At 68.2% G+C, this 22,798-nt stretch carries 21 protein-coding genes; 15 read left to right on the top strand and 6 right to left on the bottom strand.

Annotated elements, in window-relative coordinates; all coding sequences use genetic code 11:
- The first annotated feature begins 52 nt into the window (after positions 1 to 52).
- The 3 genes from LJE69_RS11325 (at position 53) to LJE69_RS11315 (ending at position 4,104) form a co-directional block, all read left to right on the top strand.
- Positions 53 to 1,057, top strand: coding sequence for a cytochrome c3 family protein (locus LJE69_RS11325; protein WP_296924994.1), 1,005 nt, complete (start codon positions 53 to 55; stop codon positions 1,055 to 1,057).
- Between the two features lie 11 nt (positions 1,058 to 1,068).
- Positions 1,069 to 1,740, top strand: a complete 672-nt coding sequence (locus tag LJE69_RS11320; RefSeq protein WP_296924991.1) for a cytochrome b/b6 domain-containing protein — start codon at positions 1,069 to 1,071, stop codon at positions 1,738 to 1,740.
- Between the two features lie 123 nt (positions 1,741 to 1,863).
- Positions 1,864 to 4,104, top strand: coding sequence for a nitrite reductase (locus tag LJE69_RS11315; RefSeq protein ID WP_296924988.1), 2,241 nt, complete (start codon positions 1,864 to 1,866; stop codon positions 4,102 to 4,104).
- A gap of 373 nt (positions 4,105 to 4,477) precedes the next feature.
- On the opposite strand, the gene arfB is transcribed toward LJE69_RS11315, so the two are convergent.
- From arfB to LJE69_RS11295, 4 genes are all read right to left on the bottom strand, one after another.
- A complete protein-coding gene (arfB, locus tag LJE69_RS11310; protein ID WP_296924986.1) occupies positions 4,478 to 4,903 on the bottom strand; it encodes an alternative ribosome rescue aminoacyl-tRNA hydrolase ArfB in 426 nt (141 codons plus the stop codon).
- 303 nt (positions 4,904 to 5,206) lie between these two features.
- Complete coding sequence (locus LJE69_RS11305; RefSeq protein WP_296924983.1) at positions 5,207 to 5,758, bottom strand: hemerythrin domain-containing protein; 552 nt, start codon at positions 5,756 to 5,758, stop codon at positions 5,207 to 5,209.
- Positions 5,759 to 6,047: 289 nt separating this feature from the next.
- On the bottom strand, positions 6,048 to 7,811 hold the full coding sequence (locus LJE69_RS11300) for a TrkA family potassium uptake protein (protein ID WP_296924981.1): 1,764 nt from the start codon (positions 7,809 to 7,811) through the stop codon (positions 6,048 to 6,050).
- 91 nt (positions 7,812 to 7,902) lie between these two features.
- The gene (locus LJE69_RS11295) at positions 7,903 to 8,286 is read right to left on the bottom strand and encodes a DUF6394 family protein (RefSeq protein WP_296924978.1); all 384 of its coding nucleotides are present in this window, start codon (positions 8,284 to 8,286) and stop codon (positions 7,903 to 7,905) included.
- Positions 8,287 to 8,430: 144 nt separating this feature from the next.
- On the opposite strand from LJE69_RS11295, the gene LJE69_RS11290 reads away from it, so the two are divergent.
- From LJE69_RS11290 to LJE69_RS11245, 10 genes are all read left to right on the top strand, one after another.
- On the top strand, positions 8,431 to 9,339 hold the full coding sequence (locus LJE69_RS11290; RefSeq protein WP_296924976.1) for an alpha/beta hydrolase: 909 nt from the start codon (positions 8,431 to 8,433) through the stop codon (positions 9,337 to 9,339).
- Between the two features lie 539 nt (positions 9,340 to 9,878).
- Positions 9,879 to 10,160, top strand: coding sequence for an RNA-binding protein (locus LJE69_RS11285; protein WP_296924973.1), 282 nt, complete (start codon positions 9,879 to 9,881; stop codon positions 10,158 to 10,160).
- 586 nt (positions 10,161 to 10,746) lie between these two features.
- Positions 10,747 to 11,235, top strand: a complete 489-nt coding sequence (locus LJE69_RS11280) for a helix-hairpin-helix domain-containing protein (RefSeq protein WP_296924971.1) — start codon at positions 10,747 to 10,749, stop codon at positions 11,233 to 11,235.
- 751 nt (positions 11,236 to 11,986) lie between these two features.
- Positions 11,987 to 12,832: an SDR family oxidoreductase gene (locus LJE69_RS11275; RefSeq protein ID WP_296924969.1), complete on the top strand. Its 846-nt coding sequence runs from the start codon at positions 11,987 to 11,989 to the stop codon at positions 12,830 to 12,832.
- A gap of 48 nt (positions 12,833 to 12,880) precedes the next feature.
- Positions 12,881 to 14,464, top strand: coding sequence for a GMC family oxidoreductase (locus tag LJE69_RS11270; RefSeq protein WP_296924968.1), 1,584 nt, complete (start codon positions 12,881 to 12,883; stop codon positions 14,462 to 14,464).
- Complete coding sequence (locus LJE69_RS11265; RefSeq protein ID WP_296924966.1) at positions 14,464 to 14,967, top strand: DoxX family protein; 504 nt, start codon at positions 14,464 to 14,466, stop codon at positions 14,965 to 14,967. The genes LJE69_RS11270 and LJE69_RS11265 overlap by 1 nt, the downstream gene beginning before the upstream one ends.
- Complete coding sequence (locus LJE69_RS11260) at positions 14,964 to 15,413, top strand: cupin domain-containing protein (protein WP_296924964.1); 450 nt, start codon at positions 14,964 to 14,966, stop codon at positions 15,411 to 15,413. Before LJE69_RS11265 ends, LJE69_RS11260 begins: the two co-directional genes overlap by 4 nt.
- A gap of 2 nt (positions 15,414 to 15,415) precedes the next feature.
- Positions 15,416 to 16,321 (top strand): SMP-30/gluconolactonase/LRE family protein, encoded by a 906-nt coding sequence (locus tag LJE69_RS11255; RefSeq protein WP_296924961.1) that lies wholly within the window; start codon positions 15,416 to 15,418, stop codon positions 16,319 to 16,321.
- Entirely contained in the window at positions 16,318 to 17,256 is a 939-nt protein-coding gene (locus LJE69_RS11250) for a VOC family protein (RefSeq protein ID WP_296924959.1), read from the top strand. Before LJE69_RS11255 ends, LJE69_RS11250 begins: the two co-directional genes overlap by 4 nt.
- A gap of 422 nt (positions 17,257 to 17,678) precedes the next feature.
- Positions 17,679 to 18,428: a DUF6629 family protein gene (locus tag LJE69_RS11245; RefSeq protein ID WP_296924956.1), complete on the top strand. Its 750-nt coding sequence runs from the start codon at positions 17,679 to 17,681 to the stop codon at positions 18,426 to 18,428.
- 239 nt (positions 18,429 to 18,667) lie between these two features.
- Here LJE69_RS11245 and LJE69_RS11240 read toward each other — a convergent pair whose 3' ends face one another.
- Both LJE69_RS11240 and LJE69_RS11235 read right to left on the bottom strand, forming a co-directional pair.
- The gene (locus LJE69_RS11240; RefSeq protein ID WP_296924953.1) at positions 18,668 to 19,960 is read right to left on the bottom strand and encodes a RuBisCO large subunit C-terminal-like domain-containing protein; all 1,293 of its coding nucleotides are present in this window, start codon (positions 19,958 to 19,960) and stop codon (positions 18,668 to 18,670) included.
- Between the two features lie 13 nt (positions 19,961 to 19,973).
- Positions 19,974 to 20,402 carry a secondary thiamine-phosphate synthase enzyme YjbQ gene (locus tag LJE69_RS11235; protein WP_296924951.1) on the bottom strand — a complete coding sequence of 143 codons (429 nt, stop codon included), beginning with the start codon at positions 20,400 to 20,402 and terminating at the stop codon, positions 19,974 to 19,976.
- A gap of 323 nt (positions 20,403 to 20,725) precedes the next feature.
- Here LJE69_RS11235 and LJE69_RS11230 point away from each other — a divergent pair, with 323 nt between their 5' ends.
- Both LJE69_RS11230 and LJE69_RS11225 read left to right on the top strand, forming a co-directional pair.
- Positions 20,726 to 21,658 carry a TIGR01212 family radical SAM protein gene (locus LJE69_RS11230; protein ID WP_296924948.1) on the top strand — a complete coding sequence of 311 codons (933 nt, stop codon included), beginning with the start codon at positions 20,726 to 20,728 and terminating at the stop codon, positions 21,656 to 21,658.
- Between the two features lie 144 nt (positions 21,659 to 21,802).
- Positions 21,803 to 22,798 carry a peptidase U32 family protein gene (locus LJE69_RS11225; RefSeq protein WP_296924946.1) on the top strand — a complete coding sequence of 332 codons (996 nt, stop codon included), beginning with the start codon at positions 21,803 to 21,805 and terminating at the stop codon, positions 22,796 to 22,798.

Below are 22,798 nucleotides of genomic sequence, written 5' to 3'. Positions count from 1 at the left end.
GGTCCCGGGGAGGCCCGGACGAGATCTCCGTGCGCTGTCTGAGTGAGCCGAGATGATTGGCAACCTGAATCTCCACCGCAGGCGGGGCGCCGGTTGGGCGCTACCCGCGTTGTTCCTGCTGTTGTGGTCGGCGTTGCCGGCCGCCGCGACCGCCGCCAATGGCGACGAGACGCCCGGCATCAGCCGGGGCGACAGCCCCGCGTGCATGCGCTGCCACTGGATGGAAACCTTGGCCTACCGCGATCGCGAGACGCGGGAGATCGTCAACCTCTCCATCGACCGCGATGCCTACCAGCACTCGGTGCACCACGAGCTGGCCTGCGGCGACTGCCACGACGGCGGCTACCAGAGCTATCCGCACCCCACCAGCAGCGCCGAGGAGGGGCTCACCTGCGTCGGCTGCCACGAAGAGCACCAGGAGGACGACGACCACGACGCGCCCAACCTCGATGCCTTCCACCGGCAGTTCGAGCAAAGCGTGCACGTCCAGGAGGAAAAAGAGCATGCGGACAAGGCGCCGCACGAGCCCTTCAGCTGCTTCTCCTGCCACGACCCGCACACCTTCAGGCCGCTTCCCAACGACACGCCGGTGAAGCAGGTGGTCGCGGCCACCAACCGCATCTGCCTCAACTGTCACTCGGAGCTGCTGACCCCGGTGCCCAAGGGGCACGGCTGGCTGCCGCACCCGCAGGCGCACTGGAGCGCGGTGCGCTGCCTCGACTGCCACACACCGCTGGCCGGGCGCGACCTCTACGCGCCGTCGCACGAGCTGCTCGGCGCCGCCGAGAGCAACCAGAACTGCGTCGAGTGCCACAGCAAGGGCGGGGAGCTGCTGGCCCAGCTCTATGTCCACCGCTCCGAGCAGGAGCGCGAGCAGAAGGGCTTCCTGGCCCATGCCGTCTATAACGACGCCTATATCATCGGCATGAGCCGCAGCCCCAGCATCGACCGCATCGCGCTGGCGGTGGTGGGCCTGATGGTGCTGGGCATCGCCGCCCATGGCTATGGCCGCTATCTGGCCCACAAGCGGGCCCACAAGCAGGCTCACAAGCGCTAGCGGGAGGCCCAATGAGCGCGCTCTATCTCTACCCGGTTTGGCTCAGGCTCTGGCACTGGCTCAACGCCGCCCTGTTCCTGACCTCGCTCATCACCGGCATCAGCATGCACTTCGCGCTGGGCTGGCTGATCCCGTTCGACGTCGCCGTGCCGGTGCACAACACCAGCGGCATCCTGCTGACGGTCTCCTGGGCCGCCTTCCTGGTTGGCAACGCCGTCGGCGGCAACGGCAAGCACTACCTCGTGAACATCCGCACCCTGCCACTGGACCTGTACCGGCAGACGCGTTACTACGTCTACGGCATTTTCGTCAACGAGCCGCATCCGTTCCACGTCAGCGCCGAGCACAAGCTGAACGCCCTGCAGACGCTGAGCTACGTCGGCGTCATGTATGCGCTGATGCCGCTGCTCATCATCAGCGGCTGGGCCTTCCTGTTCACGGCCGAGCTGCCGGAGACCCTGTTCGGCTTCGGCACCATCTGGCTGGTGGCCATGGCGCACCTCCTGCTGGCTTGGATGATGCTGCTGTTCCTGGTGGTACACGTCTACATCATCACGACAGGCGAGACGCCCACCACCAACCTCAAGGCCATGATCACCGGCTGGCACCGGGAAGGCGGGCGTGAGGAGGGGCCGGGGGCCAGGGAATCGGCTGGCGCCGGCGCGGCCGCCGAGTCCGGCTGAGCCGAGGACTGCGAACGCCGTGGTCCGCGAAGGCCGTGGTCCGCGAAGGCCGTGGTCCGCGAGGGCAGGCCACCACGATCAGCCTCGAATCAGATAGCCGCTCAGTAGTCCGAGTCCGTCACCATGAACACATCGACCGAAGCGCAAGAAACCCGCAAGCTCTCGGGGACCAGCCGCTGGGTGCTGATCTTCATGCTGGTGCTGGCGGTGTTGTTCCTGCTCTACAAGCTTGTCTATCCGCTGCTGTTCGAAGCCTACACCGGCTCCGTCAACGCGCCGCTCACCTACGCCACCACCGAGACCCTGTCGGAGCCCGAGTTCGAGCAGCTCGCGCTGGAGCTCACCGACAAGGCCCGCCGCGACCGGGCCGAGGCCACGGTCAACTCCGATCAGGACGCCTTCGCCCGCGAGATGAAGGTCGAAATCCTGATGAGCACCCCATCGTACATGGAGCACACGGAATACGACCACATCGGCTATTTCCGAGACGCCGGCATCCGCAGCTACCAAGGGCCGTCCACCTGCCTCACCTGCCACGAGACCATCCAGGTGCGCCATCCGGACGGCAGCGCCAGCACGGTCGACCTGATGAACGACATCATCGACACGGTGCACTTCAAGTTTCAGAGCTCCGCGGTCAACGGCTTCTCCACCTACGGCTACGACGGCCGGCGCGTGAACGCAGAGGGGGCGCGGCCGATCCCGGTGGGCAAGATCGATCGCGCCTGCGGCATCCCCGGCAGCTTCACCTGGACCGGCTGGGCGGCTCTGGTGGAGAGCCGGCCCGACGGCGACCCCCATGCCGATCCCGCCCACGTGCCGGCCGATGAGATCGTGCTGCGCAGCGAGGGCTGCGGCCAATGCCACATCGGCGGCAACTATCACCCGGCCACCACGAAGATGATGCCGGTGGGCGAGGTGCCCGAGACCGCCAAGCAGGGCATCGACTGCCTGATCTGCCACGCCGACCAGTACGACATGAACCAGCGCTATGTCATCAAGGACAAGCACGGCACCCGCTGGAACCAGGACCGCAGCATGCGCGCGGCCCTCACCGTCGGCCTGCCCCGCAACAAGAACTGCCTCAACTGCCACCAGCACAACATGGGTGGCGACACCTACATCCATAACGTCGCCGCCAAGGAGCTCGGCTACGAGCACGAGCGCATCCTGCACCACGGCGCCAAGCGCGGTAACCCGTTCAGCCCCGAGGACGACCTGCACGCCGCCGCCCAGGTGCAATGCACCGACTGCCACCGGCCCGAGGGGCACAAGATCCCGCGCGGCACCAAGGGCGTCGACCTGGTCGCCACCGACCTGCCCGGCAAGGAGGTCACCTGCGAGGGCTGCCACAGCAGCGCACCGCACAACGCCTCCGAGCACAGCGCGCTGCTCAACGGCCACGTCGCCCGCATCGCCTGCGAGACCTGCCACATCAAGAAGCTGGAAGACGACAACGTCGTGCTGCGCGACTGGGTGCACCCCACCTGGAACGCCGAGGACGGCATGTGGGAGTTCACCGACGTCTACAAGTCCGGCGAGCCCGGCAAGGGACTGATCTACCTCTGGTTCAACGGCAACGGCACCTTCCTGGCCAACGCCCTCGGCGACAATCCGGAGGGCGACGGCAGCTACAACCCGCTGATGCACCAGATCGCCGAGATCACCGATCCGGACGCCATCGCCGCCATCCGCGCCAAGGCCGAGGAGCTTAAGGCGATCTACCCGGACATCGACGTGGACGCCTACGTCAAGGCCGCCACCCAGCCGTTGTCGCAGCTCTCACCGGAGATGCTGGCGAAGCGCAAGCAGATGATCCAGGACAACCTCAGACAGGCCATGGCCGAGGGCAAGAGCCGCATCTATCCGTTCAAGCCGTTCAACGCCATGATGTACGAGGACATGCGCAACCAGGGGCCGTTCGGTGCCATGATCCTGCCCTTCGACTACGCCACCTACTACGAGACCGGTAACTCCCTGGGCGCGGTCAAGGTGGCGATCCAGGACCCGATCGTGGAGCGCATGTACCAGGAGCCCTTCAAGCTCTACATGATGGACGAGTTCATGGCCTACTTCGGCGTCCAAGGCGGCTGGAAGACCGACTTCCCCCTCAAGCCCGATGGCAGCATGCCCAGCGTCGAGCCGCACTGGATGCGCCAGATGGGCACGCTGATGGTCAACCATGGCATCCAGCGCGAGGGCCACACCTGCAAGGACTGCCACAGCCCCGACGGCCTCCTGGACTTCGCCGCGCTCGGCTACCCGCCGGAGCGCGTCAAGGAGTTGCAATCCATGGACATCGCGGAAAAGATCGACAAGGACCTTGCCGCCGCCGCGGACGGCGAGCCATCGGCCGCTCGCTGAAGCCCGGACCGATCAGCAGCATCCAGCCTGGCGACAGGGAGCGCCGGCTTCCTGGGAGCGCCGGCATCTTGCCGGCTACTGGGCCCCGGGGCGTCCCGCCCCGGGCCACGGCAGCACGCTAACCGCTGGACCGCCCGGTCATTCGCCGCCTTCTCCCCTCGCGGCGGGAGGAAGCCGGCGATCCAGATTGCCGGCAAGATGCCGGCGCTCCCAGTAGCCGGCAGGATGCCGGCGGTCCCAGTGGCCGGCAGGATGCCGGCGCTCCCAGGATGCGGGCGCTCCGGCCGGCCGGCGTTGCAGGGCGGCTTCCGGGCAGCGCTGTCACGAATGCGCCGGGGCAGTGCTCGAGCCACCGGACCCGTTCGCTCGCGGCTCAGTCCCCACCCCCCACCGGTCCACGCAGGCGCTTGACCCGCGCGCGCTGCTTCTTCTCATCCACACGCCGCGCCTTGGCGGCGCGCGACGGCTTGGTGGGCCGCCGGGGCTTGGGCACGTGGCTCGCCTTGGCGATGAGCTCCACCAGCCGCTCGCGGGCGTCGGCGCGGTTGCGCTCGCGGGTGCGGTGGCGGTGGGCGTGGATGGTGAGCACGCCGTCGCTGTCTAGGCGCGAGCCCGCGAGCTTTTCCAGGCGGGCGCGGACGGCGGCGGGCAGCGACGGCGAGCGGCGCACGTCGAAGCGCAGTTGCACGGCGGTGGCAACCTTGTTGACGTTCTGCCCGCCGGGGCCCGGCGCGCGCACGAAGCGCTCGCTGAGCTCGTCCTCGTCGAGGGCGATGTCCGGGGTGATCTGAAGCGTCATGGCGGTCCTATCCTGCGCGCGCGGTGTCGATCGGACTGAAAGGTGGGTCGGGCCGAGCGCCAGCGAAGCCCGACCCGCGGACGCCGGATGACGCCGGATGACGCCCGGTCTCTGCGGCCCTGAGCGGCCCCTGGCCTCCGCGGCCGGGCGCACGATTATCCCGCCAGCGCCGCCCGCAGCCTGGCCTCGACGCGGGCACGTCGCAGCAGCTCCAGGTCCATCACCCGCGGGAACAGCCGCCAGAGCCGGTCCACCAGCACCGCGTGGCGGCCGCGGCGTGCGCCGATGCCGCCGCGGCCTCGGTCATTCCCGCGTCTCGGCCCGCAACTGGCCGTACAGGGCGCGGAAACGCTCCGGGTCCGCCTGGCCGAACACGGGGTCTTGCGCGCTCGGCGCCGCGGCCAGCAGTTCCGCCCACTCGTCGTCGCCGAGCAGCTCGGCGGCGAGGGGGAAGGCCTGCTCGTCTTCCAGGCGCATATGGTCGCGCAGCGCGGCCAGCAGCTGGCGGCCCTGGATCTCGACCTCGTCCCGCGGCAGGACCTCCTCGTGCACGATGCCCTCCAGGGACTCCTTGAAGCGGCGGTTCAACTGCGCCAACGACTCGTGCTGATGCATCAGCCGGCGCAGCACCTCGTGGTCCTGGCCCGGCATGGACAGCAGGCGCTCGAAGATCAGGTCCTCGCTCGGGTGGTGCACCTGGTCGGCATAGTCCATCAGGTACTCCATCAGCTCGCACATGAGCTCGTAATCGGGCTCCGCGCCGTCGCTGAAGCGGTCCATCAGGCCCTCCAGCAACGCCATCACGAGCGTCAGGCGGCGATGGTCCTCGGCAAGTCGGTCCATTAGTGGGTTCATGGGCGGCCTCCGGTTGGTAAGACCTGGGGATGCCGGGAGGCATCGGGCGTCGCCGGCGGACGGGCAGCGTCGCGGCAGGGTGGGCTCCTGCGGACGATATGACAGCCGGGCGGGGGATTCAAACCTATGGCGGGTGCCAGGCCGGCCGGCTCATCTCGGCGGGGACGGCGCTGCCACAGTCGTCGCGGCGGGGACGCTGCTGGCGCGCGAATCGCGGCGGGGACGCCGCTCCCACATCCATCGCGGCGGGGATGCTGCCGGCGCGTCAATGGCGGCGGGCACGCCGCTCTCACGGCGCGGCGTCCGCGGGCGGCTTGCCGTCATCGTCGTGGTCCGCACGCACCGCGGCCCGGCGCTGCTGGCGGCGCAGCAGCCAGGTCCAGATGAAGCCCCGCGGCGGGCTCTCGCCGTGCAGCACGTAGGTCAGCGCATGAATGTTCTGAAGCGTCCAAAGCATGCCGGCGTGTGCGCCCGGGCGGCCGCAGAACAGGATCTGATCGTCCTCCCGCAGCCGCTCGCCCAAATCCGGCAGCAGGCTGGTGCCATTGCCGCGGCGGCGCATCAGCGCGATGGCCGGGAACCGGCAGCCGCGGTCACGCGGGTCGCGCAGCAGGTCGCCGATGGTCGGGAAGGGCTCGTCGCGGCGCAGCTTCAGCATCGCGTAGGCACCCTCGGCATCGATCTGCACCTGCCAGACGTCGGGCACCCGGTCGTGCGCCAGCGCGGCGATGCGCGAGATCAGCTCGCACGCCCAGGCATCCTCCTCGAAGCGCGCATGGGTTACGAAGTCGGTCAGCAGCGGCGCCGTGAGCAGGATGCGGATGCGGTGCGCGACGATTAGGCTCGGGTGCATCAGGATGTCCGCGCCGACCGCGTCGAACAGCTCCCGGTTCATCAGGTGGTTCTCGCGCATCACTGTGAACAGGCCCGGATTCAGCGCCTTGGCGGTCATGACGATGCTGAGGTTGTTGGCGTCGTTGTCGGTGCCGGCGATGAGCCCGACGGCGCGGTGGATGCCGGCCTCCTCCAGCGTGGCCGCCTCGGTGCCTGGCCCGTGCACCATGAGGCAGTCGGGCTTGCCGGTGCGCTCCGGGCGCGCCTCCACCACCACCAGCTCCACGTCCTGCGTCTTCAGGTGGGCGTAGAGCGCCTTGCCGAAGCGCCCATAGCCGCAGATGACCCAGAGCCCGTGCGACGGCGGCTGGATGGGCTCCGGCAGCTCGGTGCCGCGCAGCTCGCCAAGCCAGTCCCCCAGCAGCGTCAGGCAGGGCGCCTCCAGCGCGGTGGCGAAGTAGAGCGCGAAGATGTCGAAGGGGTCGTAGATGTGGTCGGTGCCGAAGGAGGCCATGTTGGCCTCCACCTCGTGCGAGTCCGCCCGGCAGATCACGGTGGCGCTCGGATGCATCAGCTTGGCGGCCAGCGCGACCCTGAGGTTGACGTCGTTGTCGGAGGTCAGCGCCAGCACGCCACGGCAATTGGGCAGCCGCAGCCCGGCCAGCAGCAGGTTGTCCGGCCGGCGCACGTCCGCGCGCAGTGCCGGCACGTACTCGTGCAGGTTCTCCAGCTTGAGCAGGTCCACCCGGTCGGGGTTGTTGTCGAGCACCACCACGCGCTGACCGCGATCGGTGAGCGCACGCACCAGACCGCTGCCGGTCTGCCCATAGCCGCAGATGAGGTAGAAGGGCTCGCGGATGCTGCGCACCTGGGTGCCGAAGCGCCGCTCCTGGATCGCCCGTTGCAGACTCTTGTCCTGCAACAGCGCGATCAGCGAGCCGATGGAGTAGAGCCAGACGATGACCGTCCCGTAGACGCAGAAGGTGGCCCAGATGCGCTGCGCGCCGGTCAGCGGAAAGGGGATCTCGCCGTAGCCGATGGTGGTGGCCGTGTAGCTGACGAAATAGAACGCCTCGAAGAAGCTCATGTGCACCGGACTGCCGGCGGCATCCTGCCCGGGGATGGCAACCAACCCGGCCATGGCGACGGCATAAGTCAGCATCAGCGCCAGCAGCGGCGCGCGCATGCGCCGGAAGATCAGGAAGAAAATGCTGTCCACGGCGGGGATGTCAGTCGGCGAGACCTCGACGATGGGCGGAGCTGAGTGGCTGCCGGAGGGGAGTGGGTTGGGCGGAAGCGGCTCGGGCGCCTCAGCGGCGCAGCAGCACCGTCTCGACGATCAGGAGCACCACCGACACCACGTTCGCCACCACGGCCCCCACCGCGAGCGACACGACGCTCGCCAGCGAGCCCGGCGTCATGCCGGCCTCGGTGCCATGGGCGGCGATGGTCCAAACCAGTGCCGCGGCGAAGAGCTGCAGCATGGCCACCAGGCTGGTGGCGAGCAGTACGGCGCCCATTTGTGTGCGATCACCAAGCTTGAGCACGGTGGCGATGCCGTTCACCAGGAACACCGCCGCGAATTCCCAAACGTGGTGGTGGTTGGGGTCCGCGATATCGCCGTAGACGAAGCCGACGTTCAGCGTCAGCGCCAGCAGGATGAAGAAGCCGAAGACGACCTTTTCCGGATTCACGAAGACGAACCTCTGTACTCGAGCCAACCATCAGGCCATCCCTCGCCAACGCGGGCAACCGGCGCCGCAACGGCGCATAATCACCACGCTGGCCGGCCAAATGCAACCGCCGCCGTACTGCCCTCGCAACAGGGAGCCCGCATCATGAATCAAGCCAAAGCCGCACGCCCCGGCAAGCGCATCTACCCGCCGCTGCCGCCGGCGCTCGACGCGCCGCTCGCCGAGCTGTACACCGAGGCCACCGGCCGCATCGCCTATTACGCCGACGAGGACGGCGGCGGCCGCCCGCTGCTCCTGGTGCACAGCATCAACGCCGCACCCAGCAGCTTCGAGCTGAAGCCCCTGTTCGAGCGCTTCCGCGCCGAGCGCCCCGTCTACAGCATGGACCTGCCCGGCTTCGGCCAGTCCGAGCGCGGCGACTACGTCTACTCCCCCGCGCTGTACGCCAAGGCCATCGAGGCCATGCTGGAGCAGGTCATCGGCACGCCGGCGGACCTGCTGGCGCTGTCGCTGAGCGCCGAGTTCGCCGCCCGCGCCTCGCTGAGCGCGCCGGAGAAGGTCGCCTCGCTGGTGCTCGTCTCCCCCACCGGCTTCAGCAAGCGCAAGGTGCCGGGCCCGGGCGTCGGCCGCGTCGCCCACCGCGTGCTCTCGACGCCACTCTGGGCGCAGGGGCTGTTCGACTTGGTGACCTCCCGGCAGAGCGTGCGCTACTACCTCAACAAGTCCTTCACCGCCACCGCGCCGCAGGAGCTCATCGACTACGCCTACGCGACATCCCACCAGCCGGGCGCCCGCTTCGCGCCGCTCACCTTCCTGTCGGGGCAGCTCTTCACGCAGGACGCCATGACCAACCTGTACGCCCGGCTCACCGACGTGCCCGTGCTCGCCATCGCCGACCGCGACCCCTACGTCAGCTTCGAGCGCCTGCCGCAGTTCGCCGCCAGCCGGCCCAACTGGCGCCACGAGACCCTGGCCCCCAACATGGGCCTACCGCACTGGGAGCACCCGGAGGCCACCTTCGAGCTGCTGGAGGGATTCTGGCGGGGGGATTGACGCGGCTCGCGCAGGTGGAACCCAGCCCCGTGGCCCTGGTAGATCGGGCCGCGCCACGGCGCAGCCCGACACTGGCCCTCGCGGCGGCGGCTCTCCACGCACTCCGCCACCCGGCCAGGCCGACGGCAAAGTCCGACCTCCCGGCGGTCCCACCGAAAAAAGCCAGCGCCCCAGCCGCCAACCTGCTATGGTGCGGGGAGAGGATACGCTGCGGTGGCCCAGAACCGCCCGGCGCAAGGCATCTGCCCTTTTCGACGAGACTGCCCGGCCCGACCCGGCGCCCGGCTCCCCGGTACCAAGCATCTCCGGTACCACGCGGGAGCCAGCGCAACCTGGCCCCGCCCGCTCCCCCGAGATTCGTAGCTCCCTGTCTCCTCGCGCCACCGCCGGTGCGCCCCACACAAAAAATAACTGGGACCAGCCGGCGGCAGCCCGCACCTTGCGGCCAGGTCCGCGCGCCGGTTCACCCGGCCGCCGGACCAACGCCGCACGGTCGCGGCAACGTCAACCTCAAGCACCAGAATCCGCGAGACACGTCCATGAACATCTACGTTGGCAACCTCCCCTACAGCGTCACCGATGACGACCTGCGCGAGGCCTTCTCCCAATACGGCAGCGTCGACACCGTCAACCTCATCACCGATAAGTTCAGCGGCCAATCCAAGGGCTTCGGCTTCGTCGAAATGGGCAACAACGCCGAGGCCGACGCCGCCATCAAGGCACTGAACGGCACCGACTTCAAGGGCCGCAACATCACCGTGAACCAGGCCAAGCCCAAAGGTGACCGCCCGAGCCGCGGCGGGGCGCCGCGCCGCTGGTAAGTCCCGCGGCGAGCCCACACGGCCAGTAGCCCAAAGGTCGGGGTAGGTCGGGCCGAGCGACAGCGAAGCCCGACGTGCCGCAGCGGCCAAACCACCCCACCCCACGCCACCCCGCGCCATCGATCCCGCGCCCCAGCACGACCCGACAATCCGGCGGTCACGATGCGCGCCATATCGGCACCATCGCGGACGAATTACCCCCGCCTGACCTGCGACGGATTCCTGCCCCGCCCCGGAACGGCATGCGAGGTCTGGCATAACGCCGTGATGCCTCGCTTACGATCTGGTCCAGCACCCTACTCCCACGGGAGCGGCGTCCTCGCCGTAACCGAGTATCCGTCGCGCCGAGGACGGCGCTCCCACAGACGGCGCCGCCACAGGGGAGCGGCGTGATCACCAACCCCCCCCGATGTTTCAGCGCGGACCGTCCCGCTACCCTATGACTGTAGGGTCCGCCGTGCGGACCATGCCGCCGGAAACCGTAGCGCGGCCAGACCCATGAGCGGCATCGCACCGCCTACTTCCCACCCGGCATGTGGCCCGCATCCAACGCCACCGCATCCAACGCCGACACGAGAAACCGCTGTTGCCCACGTCCTTACCGTACCTTGCCCTGCTGCTCCTTTGCGTCCTCGCCGGCGCACTGCCGGTCATGGCCGCCGACGCCGATGACCTGCAGAGCATCGAAGGCGTCCAACTCATCCCCACCGACTGGGCCGACGGCGACAGCTTCCAGGTGGAATTCCCCAATGGCGAGCGGCACACCATCCGCCTGTATGGCGCCGACGCCATCGAGTTCCACGTCAGCGACAAGACCGATGCCCGCCGCCTACGGGCACAACGCCGGTACTTCGGCATTACGTATTACAGCGATCAGGTACCGGAATCCATCCGGCTCGCGAAGTCACTAGGCGCCGACGCCGCGGCGGCGGTCCAAGCACTGCTCGCCGAGCGCTTCGCCAACGCCATCATCGAGCACCGCCCCTACCACAAGCTCGAAGAACTGACGCACGTGCCCGGCATCGGCGAGAAGCGCTTCGCGAACCTGCGCGAGTGGCTCAGCATCCAGCCCTGATGCGCCGTCCGCACCAAGCCCGCGAATCGGTCTGCGGCGCTCCGCCGGGTTGACCGCGACTGTCGTCGCCAAGGGCTCGGTTCGGCGATGTTGGTGAATGCCGCCCGCAGCAAGATGGGCACGCTGCGCTTTGCCCATCCTATGCGTCGACTAGTCGTGACGGAGGTTTCGGGACGCAGAGCGTCCGCCTTTGCTCCAACGCTGGAGCGTTGGAGCCAGCGCTGCCCCGCTGGTGGGAAGTGTGATCAACGCCGGCAAGCGCGGGGCTTCTCCACCTGGGAGCTGGCGGCCTTGTGCGCGGCCCGTCTTTGCCTGTCGGCGGGTACGGGCATGGTTCTTGTATTCCTGCGTTTCATAGGCCGCAACCGGGCACCATCAGGGTGTCCGGGCGGTGCCGCTTAATGAAGCCTCGCGGCCGCCGTATGAATACAGCAATCCCAAGCGCGACTGTCTGCCACGAAGCCCCGATGCCCACCTGCGCGGCACCAGATGGCCGCCGGGGGCTGGTGGAGGAGAGCCGGCCAGGCGGCAAATTTGCACCAGATTGCGAGTTGCCGGCGACCGGAGCGCAGAACGTGCACGGCCGCGGCGGCGCGCGGGCCGGCCTTTCCGGTTTTGGCCCGACTTTGGCCTAGCTTCGGCCCGACTTTTGCGCGGCATCGAGCAAGCGTGGCGAGCTCGGTCACTTCGCGCTTCAAGCTGACCGACCCGATCGTGGCACCGCCTACACAACCACACTCGAGGCGACCAAATGTCCGACGAATCCAGCAACGATACCCTGCCCCACTACACCTGGCCCCTGCTGCTGGCCGGCCAGAAGGCGCTGGTGACGGGCGCCAATTCCGGCATTGGCAAGGCGGTGGCGACTGGTCTCGGGCGGTCGGGAGCGGATGTCGCGATCAATTACATCACCGATGAGGACGTCGCCGAGGCGATGGTGAAGGAGATCGAGGGCTTTGGGGTGAAGGCCATCGCGGTTAAGGCGGATGTCTCAAACGAGGACGAGGTCCGGGCGATGTTCAACACCGTGCTGGATGCCTTCGGCACGCTCGACATCCTGGTGGCGAATGCCGGCCTTCAGCGCGACGCCGCCTACGACGAGATGACCTTGGAGCAGTGGAACAAGGTCATCAGCGTCAATCTGACCGGTCAGTTTTTGTGTACGCGCGAGGCGGTGAAGGAATTCAAGCGCAGGGGTGTGCGCGAGGAGGTGTCGGCCGCGGCCGGCAAGATCATCTGCATGAGCTCGGTGCACCAGGTCATTCCCTGGTCCGGCCATGCCAACTACGCGTCATCCAAGGGCGGCATCGACATGCTAATGCAGAGCATGGCGCAGGAGCTGGCGCCGCTGCACATCCGCATCAACAGCATCGCGCCCGGGGCGATCCGCACGCCCATTAATCGCAAGGTCTGGGATTCTCCGGATGCCTACGCCAAGCTGATGAAGCTGATCCCCTATCAGCGCATCGGCGAGCCGGAGGATATCGCCCAGGCGGCGGTGTATTTGGCCTCGGACATGTCCGATTACGTCAATGGCTCGACGCTGTTCGTGGACGGCGGCATGACCTGCTATCCCGGCTTCGCCACCGGCGGCTGAGGGGTTCTCCGCGCATCCTCGTCACCTCGATACACACGGGATCACGCCATGCCTTCCAGCGCTTCCGTCACCGATCACTATGACCTCATCGTCATCGGCAGCGGGCCCGGCGGCGCCTCCCTCGCGTGGCGGCTCGCCGGAACCGGCAAGCGTATCCTGCTGCTGGAGCGCGGCGGCTACCTGCCGCGCTCGGTCGATAACTGGGACCCGCAGCGGGTCTTTGGCGATCTCATCTATCAGACCAGCGAACAGTGGCAGGACAAGGACGGCGAGTCCTTCAGCCCCGAGCTGCACAACTACGTCGGCGGCAATTCCAAGGTCTATGGCGCCGCCCTGTTTCGGCTGCGCGAGCGCGATTTCGGGGAGATTGCCCATGGCGGCGGCATCTCGCCTGCCTGGCCGCTCGGCTACAGCGACTATGCCCCCTATTACGACGAGGCGGAGCGGCTCTTCCAGGTCCACGGCCAGCGCGGCGAGGATCCCTGCGAGCCGCCCGCGGATACGCCCTATCCCTATCCGCCGGTGCGCCACGAGGGCCAGATCGACCGGCTCAATCAGGCCCTGACCCAGCAGGGGCTCAAGCCCTATCACATCCCACTGGGCATCCGGCTCGATGAGGACGCGCAGGGCGCGACGCCAACCAGCCCCTGCATTCGCTGCAGCCGCTTCGACGGCTTTCCCTGCCCCACGAACGGCAAGGCCGACGCGCAGGTCATCTGCGTCGACCCGCTGCTGGCCCGATATCCAGACACCGTCAGCCTGCTGAGCGGGGCGAATGTCACCCGCCTGGAGACCGGCGCCGATGGCCGCCGGGCCGAGCGCGTGCTGGTCACCCGCAACGGCAAGGATGAGGTCTACAGTGCCGAAATCGTCGTCGTTGCCGGCGGCGCCCTGTCCAGCGCGCTGCTGCTGCTGCGCTCCGCCGACGACCGCCACCCGAACGGACTGGCCAACGCCTCTGGTCTGGTGGGCCGCAATTACATGCGGCACAACCTCTCGGCCCTGATGTGCGTGCTCCAGGAGCGCGACGAGAGCGTCTTTCAAAAGACGATGGCGCTCAGCGACTATTATTTCAGTGCACCGGACTGGGCGTATCCGCTGGGCCTCGTGCAATTGATGGCGCGGGCCTACGGCGCGCAGATCCGTGCCCAGGCGCTGCCGTCGTTCCTAAGCTTCCTGCCCGACTGGCCGTTCGAGAAGCTCGCCGCCCATGCGCTGGATTTCTGGATGCAGAGCGAGGACCTGCCCGACCCCGACAACCGCATCCACTACGACGGCGAGCGCGTCGTGCTGACCCTGACCCCCAACAACCTCGAGGCCCACGAGCGGCTGATTGACCGCTGGAAGCAGGATCTCTCCAACGCCGGCACCTTGACCCGGCTGCCGGGCGGCGGGCACCTGTTCTTCACCCAGCGCATCGGCGTCAGCGGCACCGCGCACCAGGTGGGCACGTGCAGGTTCGGCACCGACCCGGCGACGAGCGTGCTCGACACCGACTGCCGCGCCCACGAGTTGGATAACCTCTATGTCGTCGACGGCAGCTTCTTCCCATCGATCGGGGCGGTCAATCCAACCCTGACTATCGTCGCCAATGCCCTGCGGGTGGCCGATCGCATCAAGGAGCGCCTCTGATGGACGCGCTGCTGCACTGGCTCAATGGCGAGGGCGCGCTCCTGCTGGCCCGCATCGGTCTGGTGATCCTGTTTCCCTTCAGCGCCCTGCACAAGATCTTCTTTCGCCAGGAAGCGATGGCGCAGGCCAAGTCGTCGATCCTGCCCGGCGCGGCCGTCCTGCTGGTGCTGGCGGGCACGCTGGAGATCGTCGCCCCGGCGCTGATCGTGCTCGGTCTGTTCGATCGGCTCGCCGCCTTCCTGATGGCGGGCTACTGCGTGGTCACCGCACTATTCTTTCACCGCTTTTGGCGCTACCCGGATCTGTTCTCTCAAGGCGAGAGCGAAGGCCGCACCCATCTGTTCGATTTCATGAAAAACTTCGGCCTGGTCGGCGGATTCATGCTGCTGATCCTGGCCAGTCAATTCCAAACCGTCAGCGACTTCGCGCGGGCGCCCTTGGCGTCGGCACCGCGAGCGCCCACGAGCCTTTCATCGACCCACCCCAGAGGAGACCAACAATGAGCGGCGATGCAACGCCCCCGGTCACCCATTACTGGCACCTGTGGCGCGACGACAATGGCGTCAGCCACCAGGAGCGCTGCGCGCTGAGCGGCTTCGAGCAGCACAGCGTCGGCGATGCGGACCCGCAATGGAACGACCAGCAAGAGCGTGTCGAGTCGACCGTGGTCTTCACCGTGCAGCCGGTGGGCTGGGTCGGCGAATGGCACGAGAATCCCGCGCCGCAGTGGATCGTCCCGCTCTCCGGGCGCTGGTTCGTCGAATCAATGGATGGCACCCGCATCGAGATGGGCCCCGGCGAGCTTTCCTTCGGCGAGGATCAAGGCTGTGTCGCCGACGCCGAGGGGCGCAAGGGACACCGCTCCGGGACGGTGGGCGACGAGCCCGCGCGCCTGATGACCATACAACTGCACGAAGAGGCCACGGCACGGCCCTGCCACCGCAGCTAGCCATGGACCATCTCGAGATCATCGACGAGTCCTTCCGGCCCCTGGTGCTGCCCAATGCGCCGCTGGAGAAGCTGGCGGACGGGTTTCGCTGGCTGGAAGGCCCGGCGTGGTTCGCCGACCACCAGGTCCTGTTGTTCAGCGACCTCCCCAACGACCGTATCATGCGCTGGAGCGAGGCCGGCGGCATATCCGTCTTCCGCGAGCCGGCAGGATTTCCCAACGGCCACTGCCGCGACCAGCAAGGACGCCTGATCGGGTGCTCGCACCGGCAGCGCGCCATTCTCCGCACCGAATGGGACGGCGACCTGACCGTGCTGGCGGAGCGCTTTGCCGGACAGCGGCTCAATTCACCCAACGACGTCGCCTGCAAGCGCGACGGCAGCATCTGGTTTACCGACCCCGTCTACGGCATCAGCACGGACTACGAGGGCGGCAAGCAGCGCAGCGAAGCGCCGGAAGCGGTCTATCGCATCGATCCCGCGGACGGCGCGCTGCACCGGGTGGCCGAGGATCTGCACGGCCCCAACGGGCTCGCCTTCTCGCCCGATGAGTCGCGGCTGTATGTCGTCGCGTCCGGCGCGCAGTTCGCCGCGGAGCCGGAGCACGCCATCCGCGTCTACGACGTCGTCGAGGAGGATCGTTCGTTGGCGAACGGACGCTGCTTTCATCGCGTCACCCCGGGCCACGCCGACGGCCTGCGCTGCGACGAGGACGGACGCCTGTGGAGCGCCGCCGGCGACGGCGTGCACTGCATCGACCCCGACGGGCGCCTGATCGGCAAGATCAAGCTGGGCTGCACGGTGGCCAACATCGAGTTCGGCGACCGCGCTCGCAGCCGGCTGTTCATCTGCGCCGGCCAGGCCTTGTACGCGACCTTCCTCAACGTGCGCGGGGCGCGGCGGCCGTGAGCGTCAGCTGTCTGCTCGGCATCGCCCGCAACTGCCGCGATCTCGGGGCGGCCAGCGCCTTCTATCGGCACGCCTGCGGCTGCGTCGACGGCGAGCCGGCCGCACCCGACGCGCTGCTGATGCCCTTGCTGCGGCCGGCCAGCGAGCCGATGCGGGCCCGGCGCTGGCTGTGGCGCGGCCGGCAACCCCTGTTGCTGCTCGCAGCGCCCGCCGAGGCCCGGCCCGTGCCGCAAGCGCTGCCGGGCAACGACCTCGCCTTCCAGCACATCGCCTTCGTCACCGACGACATCACGGCCGAGCATACACGCTGGCTGCAACACGGCGTGCGGCCGATCAGCCGTGACGGCCCACAGCAGTTGCCGCCCGAATCCGGCGGCGTCACGGCGTTCAAGGGTTACGATCCCGAGGGCCACCCCATTGAGCTGCTGTCCTTTCCCCCGGACGAGGGCGCACCCGCCACGCGCGGCGGCATCGACCACAGCGCCATCTCCGTACGCGACGGCACGGCGAGCATCGCCTTCTATCAGGACATGCTCGGCCTGGACTGCACCGCCCGGCAGCTCAACCGGGGCGCGGAGCAAGACCGGCTGGACGACCTGACGGACACGCAGGTACAGGTAATCACGCTCGCGCCCAGTGACACGCCCGCGCCGCACGTCGAGCTGCTGGCCTATCTCGATCCGCCGCCGCAGGCCCCGGATACACCGCCGGCGCCCGGCGACATCGCGGCCGACCACTTGCTGTTCACGACAACGGCGCTGGAGCAGATCGTCGCCAGGCTCGGCGACGGCGGTCATCCCATTCTTGCGCGAACCGAGGACGCGGGCGGGGTCACCGGCATTGCGACGCGCGATCCGGACGGGCATCAACTGATCATCCTGCTCGCCGGCAGCGCTGGCGAAATAGGCAATAGCAGGGAGCCGACAAAGGCGTAAGCGCTCCTGGCGGCCGCATCGCCTTGTTGGCACTGTGGAAGCGCCGTCTCCGGCGCGGCAAGCGCCAAGTCACGCGCCGGAGCGGCTTTTCCAGCACTTGCGGAAATTCGTCACTCCCTTGGCGCTCGGTTGAACAGTCTTCGAGCCTTCGCTACGCTCATCGTGTCGGCGTCTCTGGATGGGCCGTGACGCGCGGGAGTGCTTGGATTTCTCCGCCGCCGGGCTTGAAGGAGCGGTCGCGGCCAAAGGACCCCCTCAAGGCAATGCTGATTGATTGCGTTTTCCGTCCGCGGCTCGGAGGGTCCAGCATTTTCGAGTGCGCCAAGCGTTTGCAGACGGCGGTGGCGCGTAGCGAGACTCCCGCCCCGCGGAACGGGAGCTGCAGCAACTCCCAGCAACTCCCAGCAATTCAGGGAATCCGCATGTTCTTCATCGTCGCCAACTTCACCCTCGCCGGCGTGTTGCTCGTCATCGGCGTGCTGACCCTGCGCCATGTCAGCAGGCCGAGCGAGTACGTCTTCGCCAGCCTGCCGCTCCTGTTCGGCCTGCACCAGTTCGTCCAGGGCCTCGTGTGGCTTGGGCTGTTCGGTGTCGGAAGCCACACCACGCTGCACGTAGCAGCGACGGTGTTCGTGTTCTATGCCCAGGCCGTGTTGCCGCTGCTAGTGCCGCTGGCCGTCTGGCTGATCGAGCCACGCAGCCGCAGGCGTGTGCTGATCCTCGGGTTGGCAGTGCTGGGCGGCCTGCTCGGGGCCTATGTGGCTTGGGGCCTCATTAAAGTGCCAACTCGGGTTTACGTGCACGACGGCTCGCTGGTGTACGACAACCCGATGACCGAGCAGATCTGGATCGCGGTGGTGTATGTGCTCACGACCTGCGGCTCGCTCATTCTCAGCAGTAGCGTGAGCATACAAATCTTCGGCTGGCTGAACCTCGTGGGCCTGATCGTGGTCTTCCTGGTTGCGCAGTACGCCTTCACTGCGCTGTGGTGCCTGTATGCCGCGCTGGTGAGCGTCGTGCTCTATCTGCACTTCATCGAGCGCCGCATCAACGCGTTGCGCCGCCTACGCGAGCGCGAACAAACACTGAGCCGCGAAGCAGCGGTCGAGCTGGATCAGCTCACCCGCCACTTCCCGCGGCTGCGCCGCTTTCTGTTGCACGCTATCCAGTGATGCCTTCGGGTGTCTCGTCGCAGCCTGTTCGCTCGTGACAGCGCCTGGTGCTTCGCTGGCGAAGTTTCGAGACCGGGCGCCCTCGCTGTCGTTGTCGTCATCGGCGTCCTCATCGAGTAGCCCCGCGGGGGTTGCGACAACGACAACGACAGCGACCTGAGAGGGTCGCGGGACTCGCGCACTGTTGCATTAGATCGTCATCCCGCACCGGGGCGCGGACGACGAGGTCAGGCGCCTTCCTAGCTGAACGCTTCCAGCGCCGCCGCCAGCTCCGCATGCCGCCTGGCGTGCTCGGCTACCGGCACCCCGGCGGCGATCGCGTCCCACGCTTGGCGCAGGCTCGCCGCACCGCCGGTGGGCCCATGCGGGTGGCTGAAGACGCCACGGCCGGGGACGAAGCCGAAGTCCGCGCTGCCGACCTTGGCATGCACCACGGTCAGGGTCGCCGCCGAGTCGCTGCCGCCGGGGACGGGCAGCGCGGGCAGGATCGGCCCCATGGGCTCGGTGCAGGCGGCGATGCATTCGCGCACCTCGGGCTCGGCGGTCATCATGCGTGGGCCGAAGCCGGGCATGATGACGACATCGAAGCCGGCGAGACGTTGCAGCTTAGTGAGCACGCGGGTGTGCACGCCGAAGTTGGGCAGCCGGCTCATGGCCGCGATGACCGGGAAGTGGGCCACCAGCGGCACTTTGGCGTGCTTGCGCAGCATGCGCACGGCGCTGAAGCCGACCGGCAGGGCGTTGACCATGACGGCGTTGGCGCCGTTGCCGACGGCGGTATCGTGCAGGTCGATGAGCCGGTCCACCTCGTCGGTGATGTTGGCGAGATAGACCTTAGGGACGCCGGTCTCCTGCTCCGCCTGGCGGCGGGCGGCGCCGAGCAGCTTGGAGCGCTCCGCCAGCGGTGACCAGTCCGGGTCGGCGAGCATCTCATCGTCCTTGGCGATGTCGAGCCCGCCACGCCAGGCGGCGAGGCCCAGCTCGGCGAAGGGCGCGGGGGCGAGGCCGATGTTGGGCTTGATGACGCCGAAGAAGAAGGGTCGGCCGTGGATCTGCCAGAGGTCGCGCAGCCCGGCGAGGCCGTACCCCGGGCCGTCGAAATGGGCGAGGTAGGCGTCCGGGAATTCGATGTCCAGCAGCTTCACGACGGGGATGCCGGGCGCGAAGTAGGCGCCCTCGCCGAGCACCGCGGAGAGCAGGTTCGGGATGCGCGGGCCGAAGTTGGCGTGCGGATGGGCGATGCGCACCCGGCAGACGCTCACCGGACCGTCCACGGCGGGGTCCAGCGGGCAACTGGTGCCGGACAGCGTCGTCTCGACCTCGAGGTCCACCACCTTGGCCGCGAAGCGCGGGCGGTAGTCCTCGTCCACGCCGACGCGCCGCCACTGCGCCGTGGACTGCTCGCTGGCGAGATGCGCCGCGGCGGCGCGCGGGTCGCCGGTACATTCGATGCGGTAGTCCAGCAGCAGGTGGGCGTCGGCGTCCAACTGCGACAGGTCGGCGTAGAAGCCTGCGATGTCGGCGTCTTGCATGGCGTCCGTCCCCTCAGAAGCTGCCCAGCAACTGGACCATGACCTGGCGCTTCGGCCGCGGTCCGTCCAGCTCCACGAAGAAAACCGACTGCCACTCGCCCAGCAGCAGCTCGCCGTCCGCCACCGGGATGCTCTCGGAGGCGTTGGCGAAGAGGCCGATCAGGTGCGCGTGGGCGTTGTCGCGGTCGTCCACGGGGGCGATGTTGTGGCCGTAGTCGCCGTCGCGCGGCACCAGGCGCTTGAGGAAGGTCACCATGTCCTGCTGCAGCCGCTCCTCGCGCTCGTTGAGGTTGACCCGCGCCGTGGTGTGGCGGGAGATCAGCGTCACCACGCCATCCCGCAACCCGCTGGCCGCGAGCCGCTCGCGCACCGCGGCGGTGATGTCGATGAGCTGGATGGGCTCGGTGGTGGCGAGCTGGATGTGGTCGATGAGGGCATTCATGGGCGGGGCGCGCAATTCTCGGATCAGCCGCGAGCATACTGAAGCAGGCTGCTGCGGGCGAGGGGATGATTGAGTGCGCAGTGCGTGGTGCGAAGTGCGTTGGGGCGCCGCGAGGTGGTGAACCGTGTCATTATTTCTGCACGGTTGTCTTCCCACGCCGCACCCCGCACCCCGTCCACTGGTCGCGGCACCGGGACTGCCGCTCCCACGACACGCGCCCGCGCTTGACCGTCATCATTGTGCACCTGCGGCTGCTGTGTGATTGTGTGATGTTCGGGCGGCCCAGGCCGTCCCGCGTCCTCTGAGCTTCCGCCGATCGCCTCATGCCCCTGTCCGACCTGGTCAATACCTTCGGTCAAGACCTGCTGCGCCGCCATGGCCGGCGGGTGCACAAGCTCGCCATCCACGCGGGCTTCAGTTGCCCGAATCGGGACGGCGCCAAGGGCCGCGGCGGTTGCAGCTTCTGCAACAACGTCTCCTTCAGCCCGAACGCGAAGGCGTTTCCGGACGTCGCCGAGCAGATCGAGGCCGGCCGCCGGGTGGTGCGCAAGCGCACCGGGGCAGAGCGTTTTTTCGCCTACTTCCAGGCGTACACCAACACCTACGGCGATGTCGAGCGCCTAGGTGCGCTCTATCGCGCGGCGCTGGCGGAGCCCGACGTGATCGGCATCTCCGTCGGCACGCGCCCGGACTGCGTGCCGGACGCGGTGCTGGACCTGCTCTGCACGCTCAAGGACGCCGGCCACGAGGTCTGGCTGGAGCTGGGGCTCCAGTCCGCCTTCGACCGGACGCTGGCGCGAGTGAACCGCGGTCACGACTTCGCCGACTATCGCCGCGCGGTGCGTGCGGCGCGACAGCGTGGCCTGCCGGTGTGCACCCATCTCATCATCGGCCTGCCCGGCGAGGGGCGCGAGGCGGCGCTCATGAGCCTGGACCGCGTGCTGGAGCACGGCACCGACGGGCTCAAGCTGCACCCGCTGCACGTGGTGCGGCACACGCTGCTGGCCAAGGAATGGCGCGACGGCGGCTACCGACCGCTGACCATGGAACAGTACATCGCCATCGCCTGCGACCTCATCGAGCGCACGCCCGCCGAGGTCAGCTTCCACCGCGTCACCGGCACCGCCGGCCGTGACATTCTGCTGGCTCCCGACTGGTGCGCCAAGAAATGGGCCGTGCTGAATGGCATCGAGGCCGAACTGCGGCGTCGCGGCACGCGGCACGGCGCGCGGTCGGCGGAGCGGATTGCGGCATGACCGGAATAAAGTGCGTGGTGCGAAGTGCGGGACGCCCGAGCCGCTTGGTCGCTCCTCGCACTTCGCACTGCAACTCGGACAGCCGCCCATCGGCCCCGGCGCCAGCGTCGCCAATCGAATCAGACCCCAACACGAGAATAGCCCATGGAACTCGTCTGCCCCGCCGGTAACCTGCCGTCGCTGAAGGCCGCCGTGGACAACGGCGCCGACGCCGTCTACACGGGCTTCCGCGACGACACCAATGCCAGGCACTTCGCCGGGCTCAACTTCACGCCGAACAAGCTCGCCGAGGCCCTGCGCTACGCCAAGCAGAAGGGCAAGCGGGTGTTCATCGCGCTCAACACCTATCCGCGTCCGGACGGCTTCGAGCGCTGGCAGCGGGCGGTGGACCAGGCGGCGGACCTGGGCGTCGACGCGCTCATCGCCGCCGACATTGGCGTGCTGGACTACGCGGCCAAGCACCAGCCGGGGCTCAATCTGCACCTGTCGGTGCAGGGCTCGGCCACCAACTACGAGGCGCTGCGCTTCTACAAGGACCACTTCGGCATCAGGCGCGCGGTGCTGCCGCGGGTGCTGTCCATCGCGCAGGTGCAGCACGTCATCGAGAACAGCCCGGTGGAGATCGAGGTGTTCGGCTTCGGCAGCCTGTGCGTGATGGTGGAGGGGCGCTGCATCCTGTCGTCCTACGCCACCGGGCGCTCGCCCAACACCTTCGGCGCCTGCTCGCCGGCGAGCCACGTGGAGTGGATCGAGACCGACTCGGGCCTGGACACCCGCTTGGGCGGCGTGCTGATCCAGCGCCATCCCAAGGGCGAGAACGTCGGCTATCCGACCCTCTGCAAGGGCACCTACCGCGCCGGCGGCAACACCTACCACGCCATCGAAGACCCCACCAGCCTCAACGTCATGGAGCTGCTGCCGCAGCTGGCGCAGGCCGGCGTCTCGGCCATCAAGATCGAGGGCCGTCAGCGCAGCCCCGTCTATGTCGCGCAGGTGACGCGCGTCTGGCGGCAGGCGCTGGACGCCTTCAAGCGCGACCCGGCAGGCTTCACGCCGCGGCCGGAGTGGACCGCCGAGCTGGCCAAGGTGTCCGAGGGCGCGCAGACCACCCTTGGCCCCTACCACCGTCCCTGGCAATAA

Origin of the sequence: Thiohalocapsa sp. (assembly GCF_022340605.1) — a bacterium.
Classification (GTDB): Bacteria; Pseudomonadota; Gammaproteobacteria; order Chromatiales; family Chromatiaceae; genus Thiohalocapsa.
Note: the sequence above shows the minus strand (reverse complement) of the source record. Positions and strands in the feature narration are given on the sequence as shown.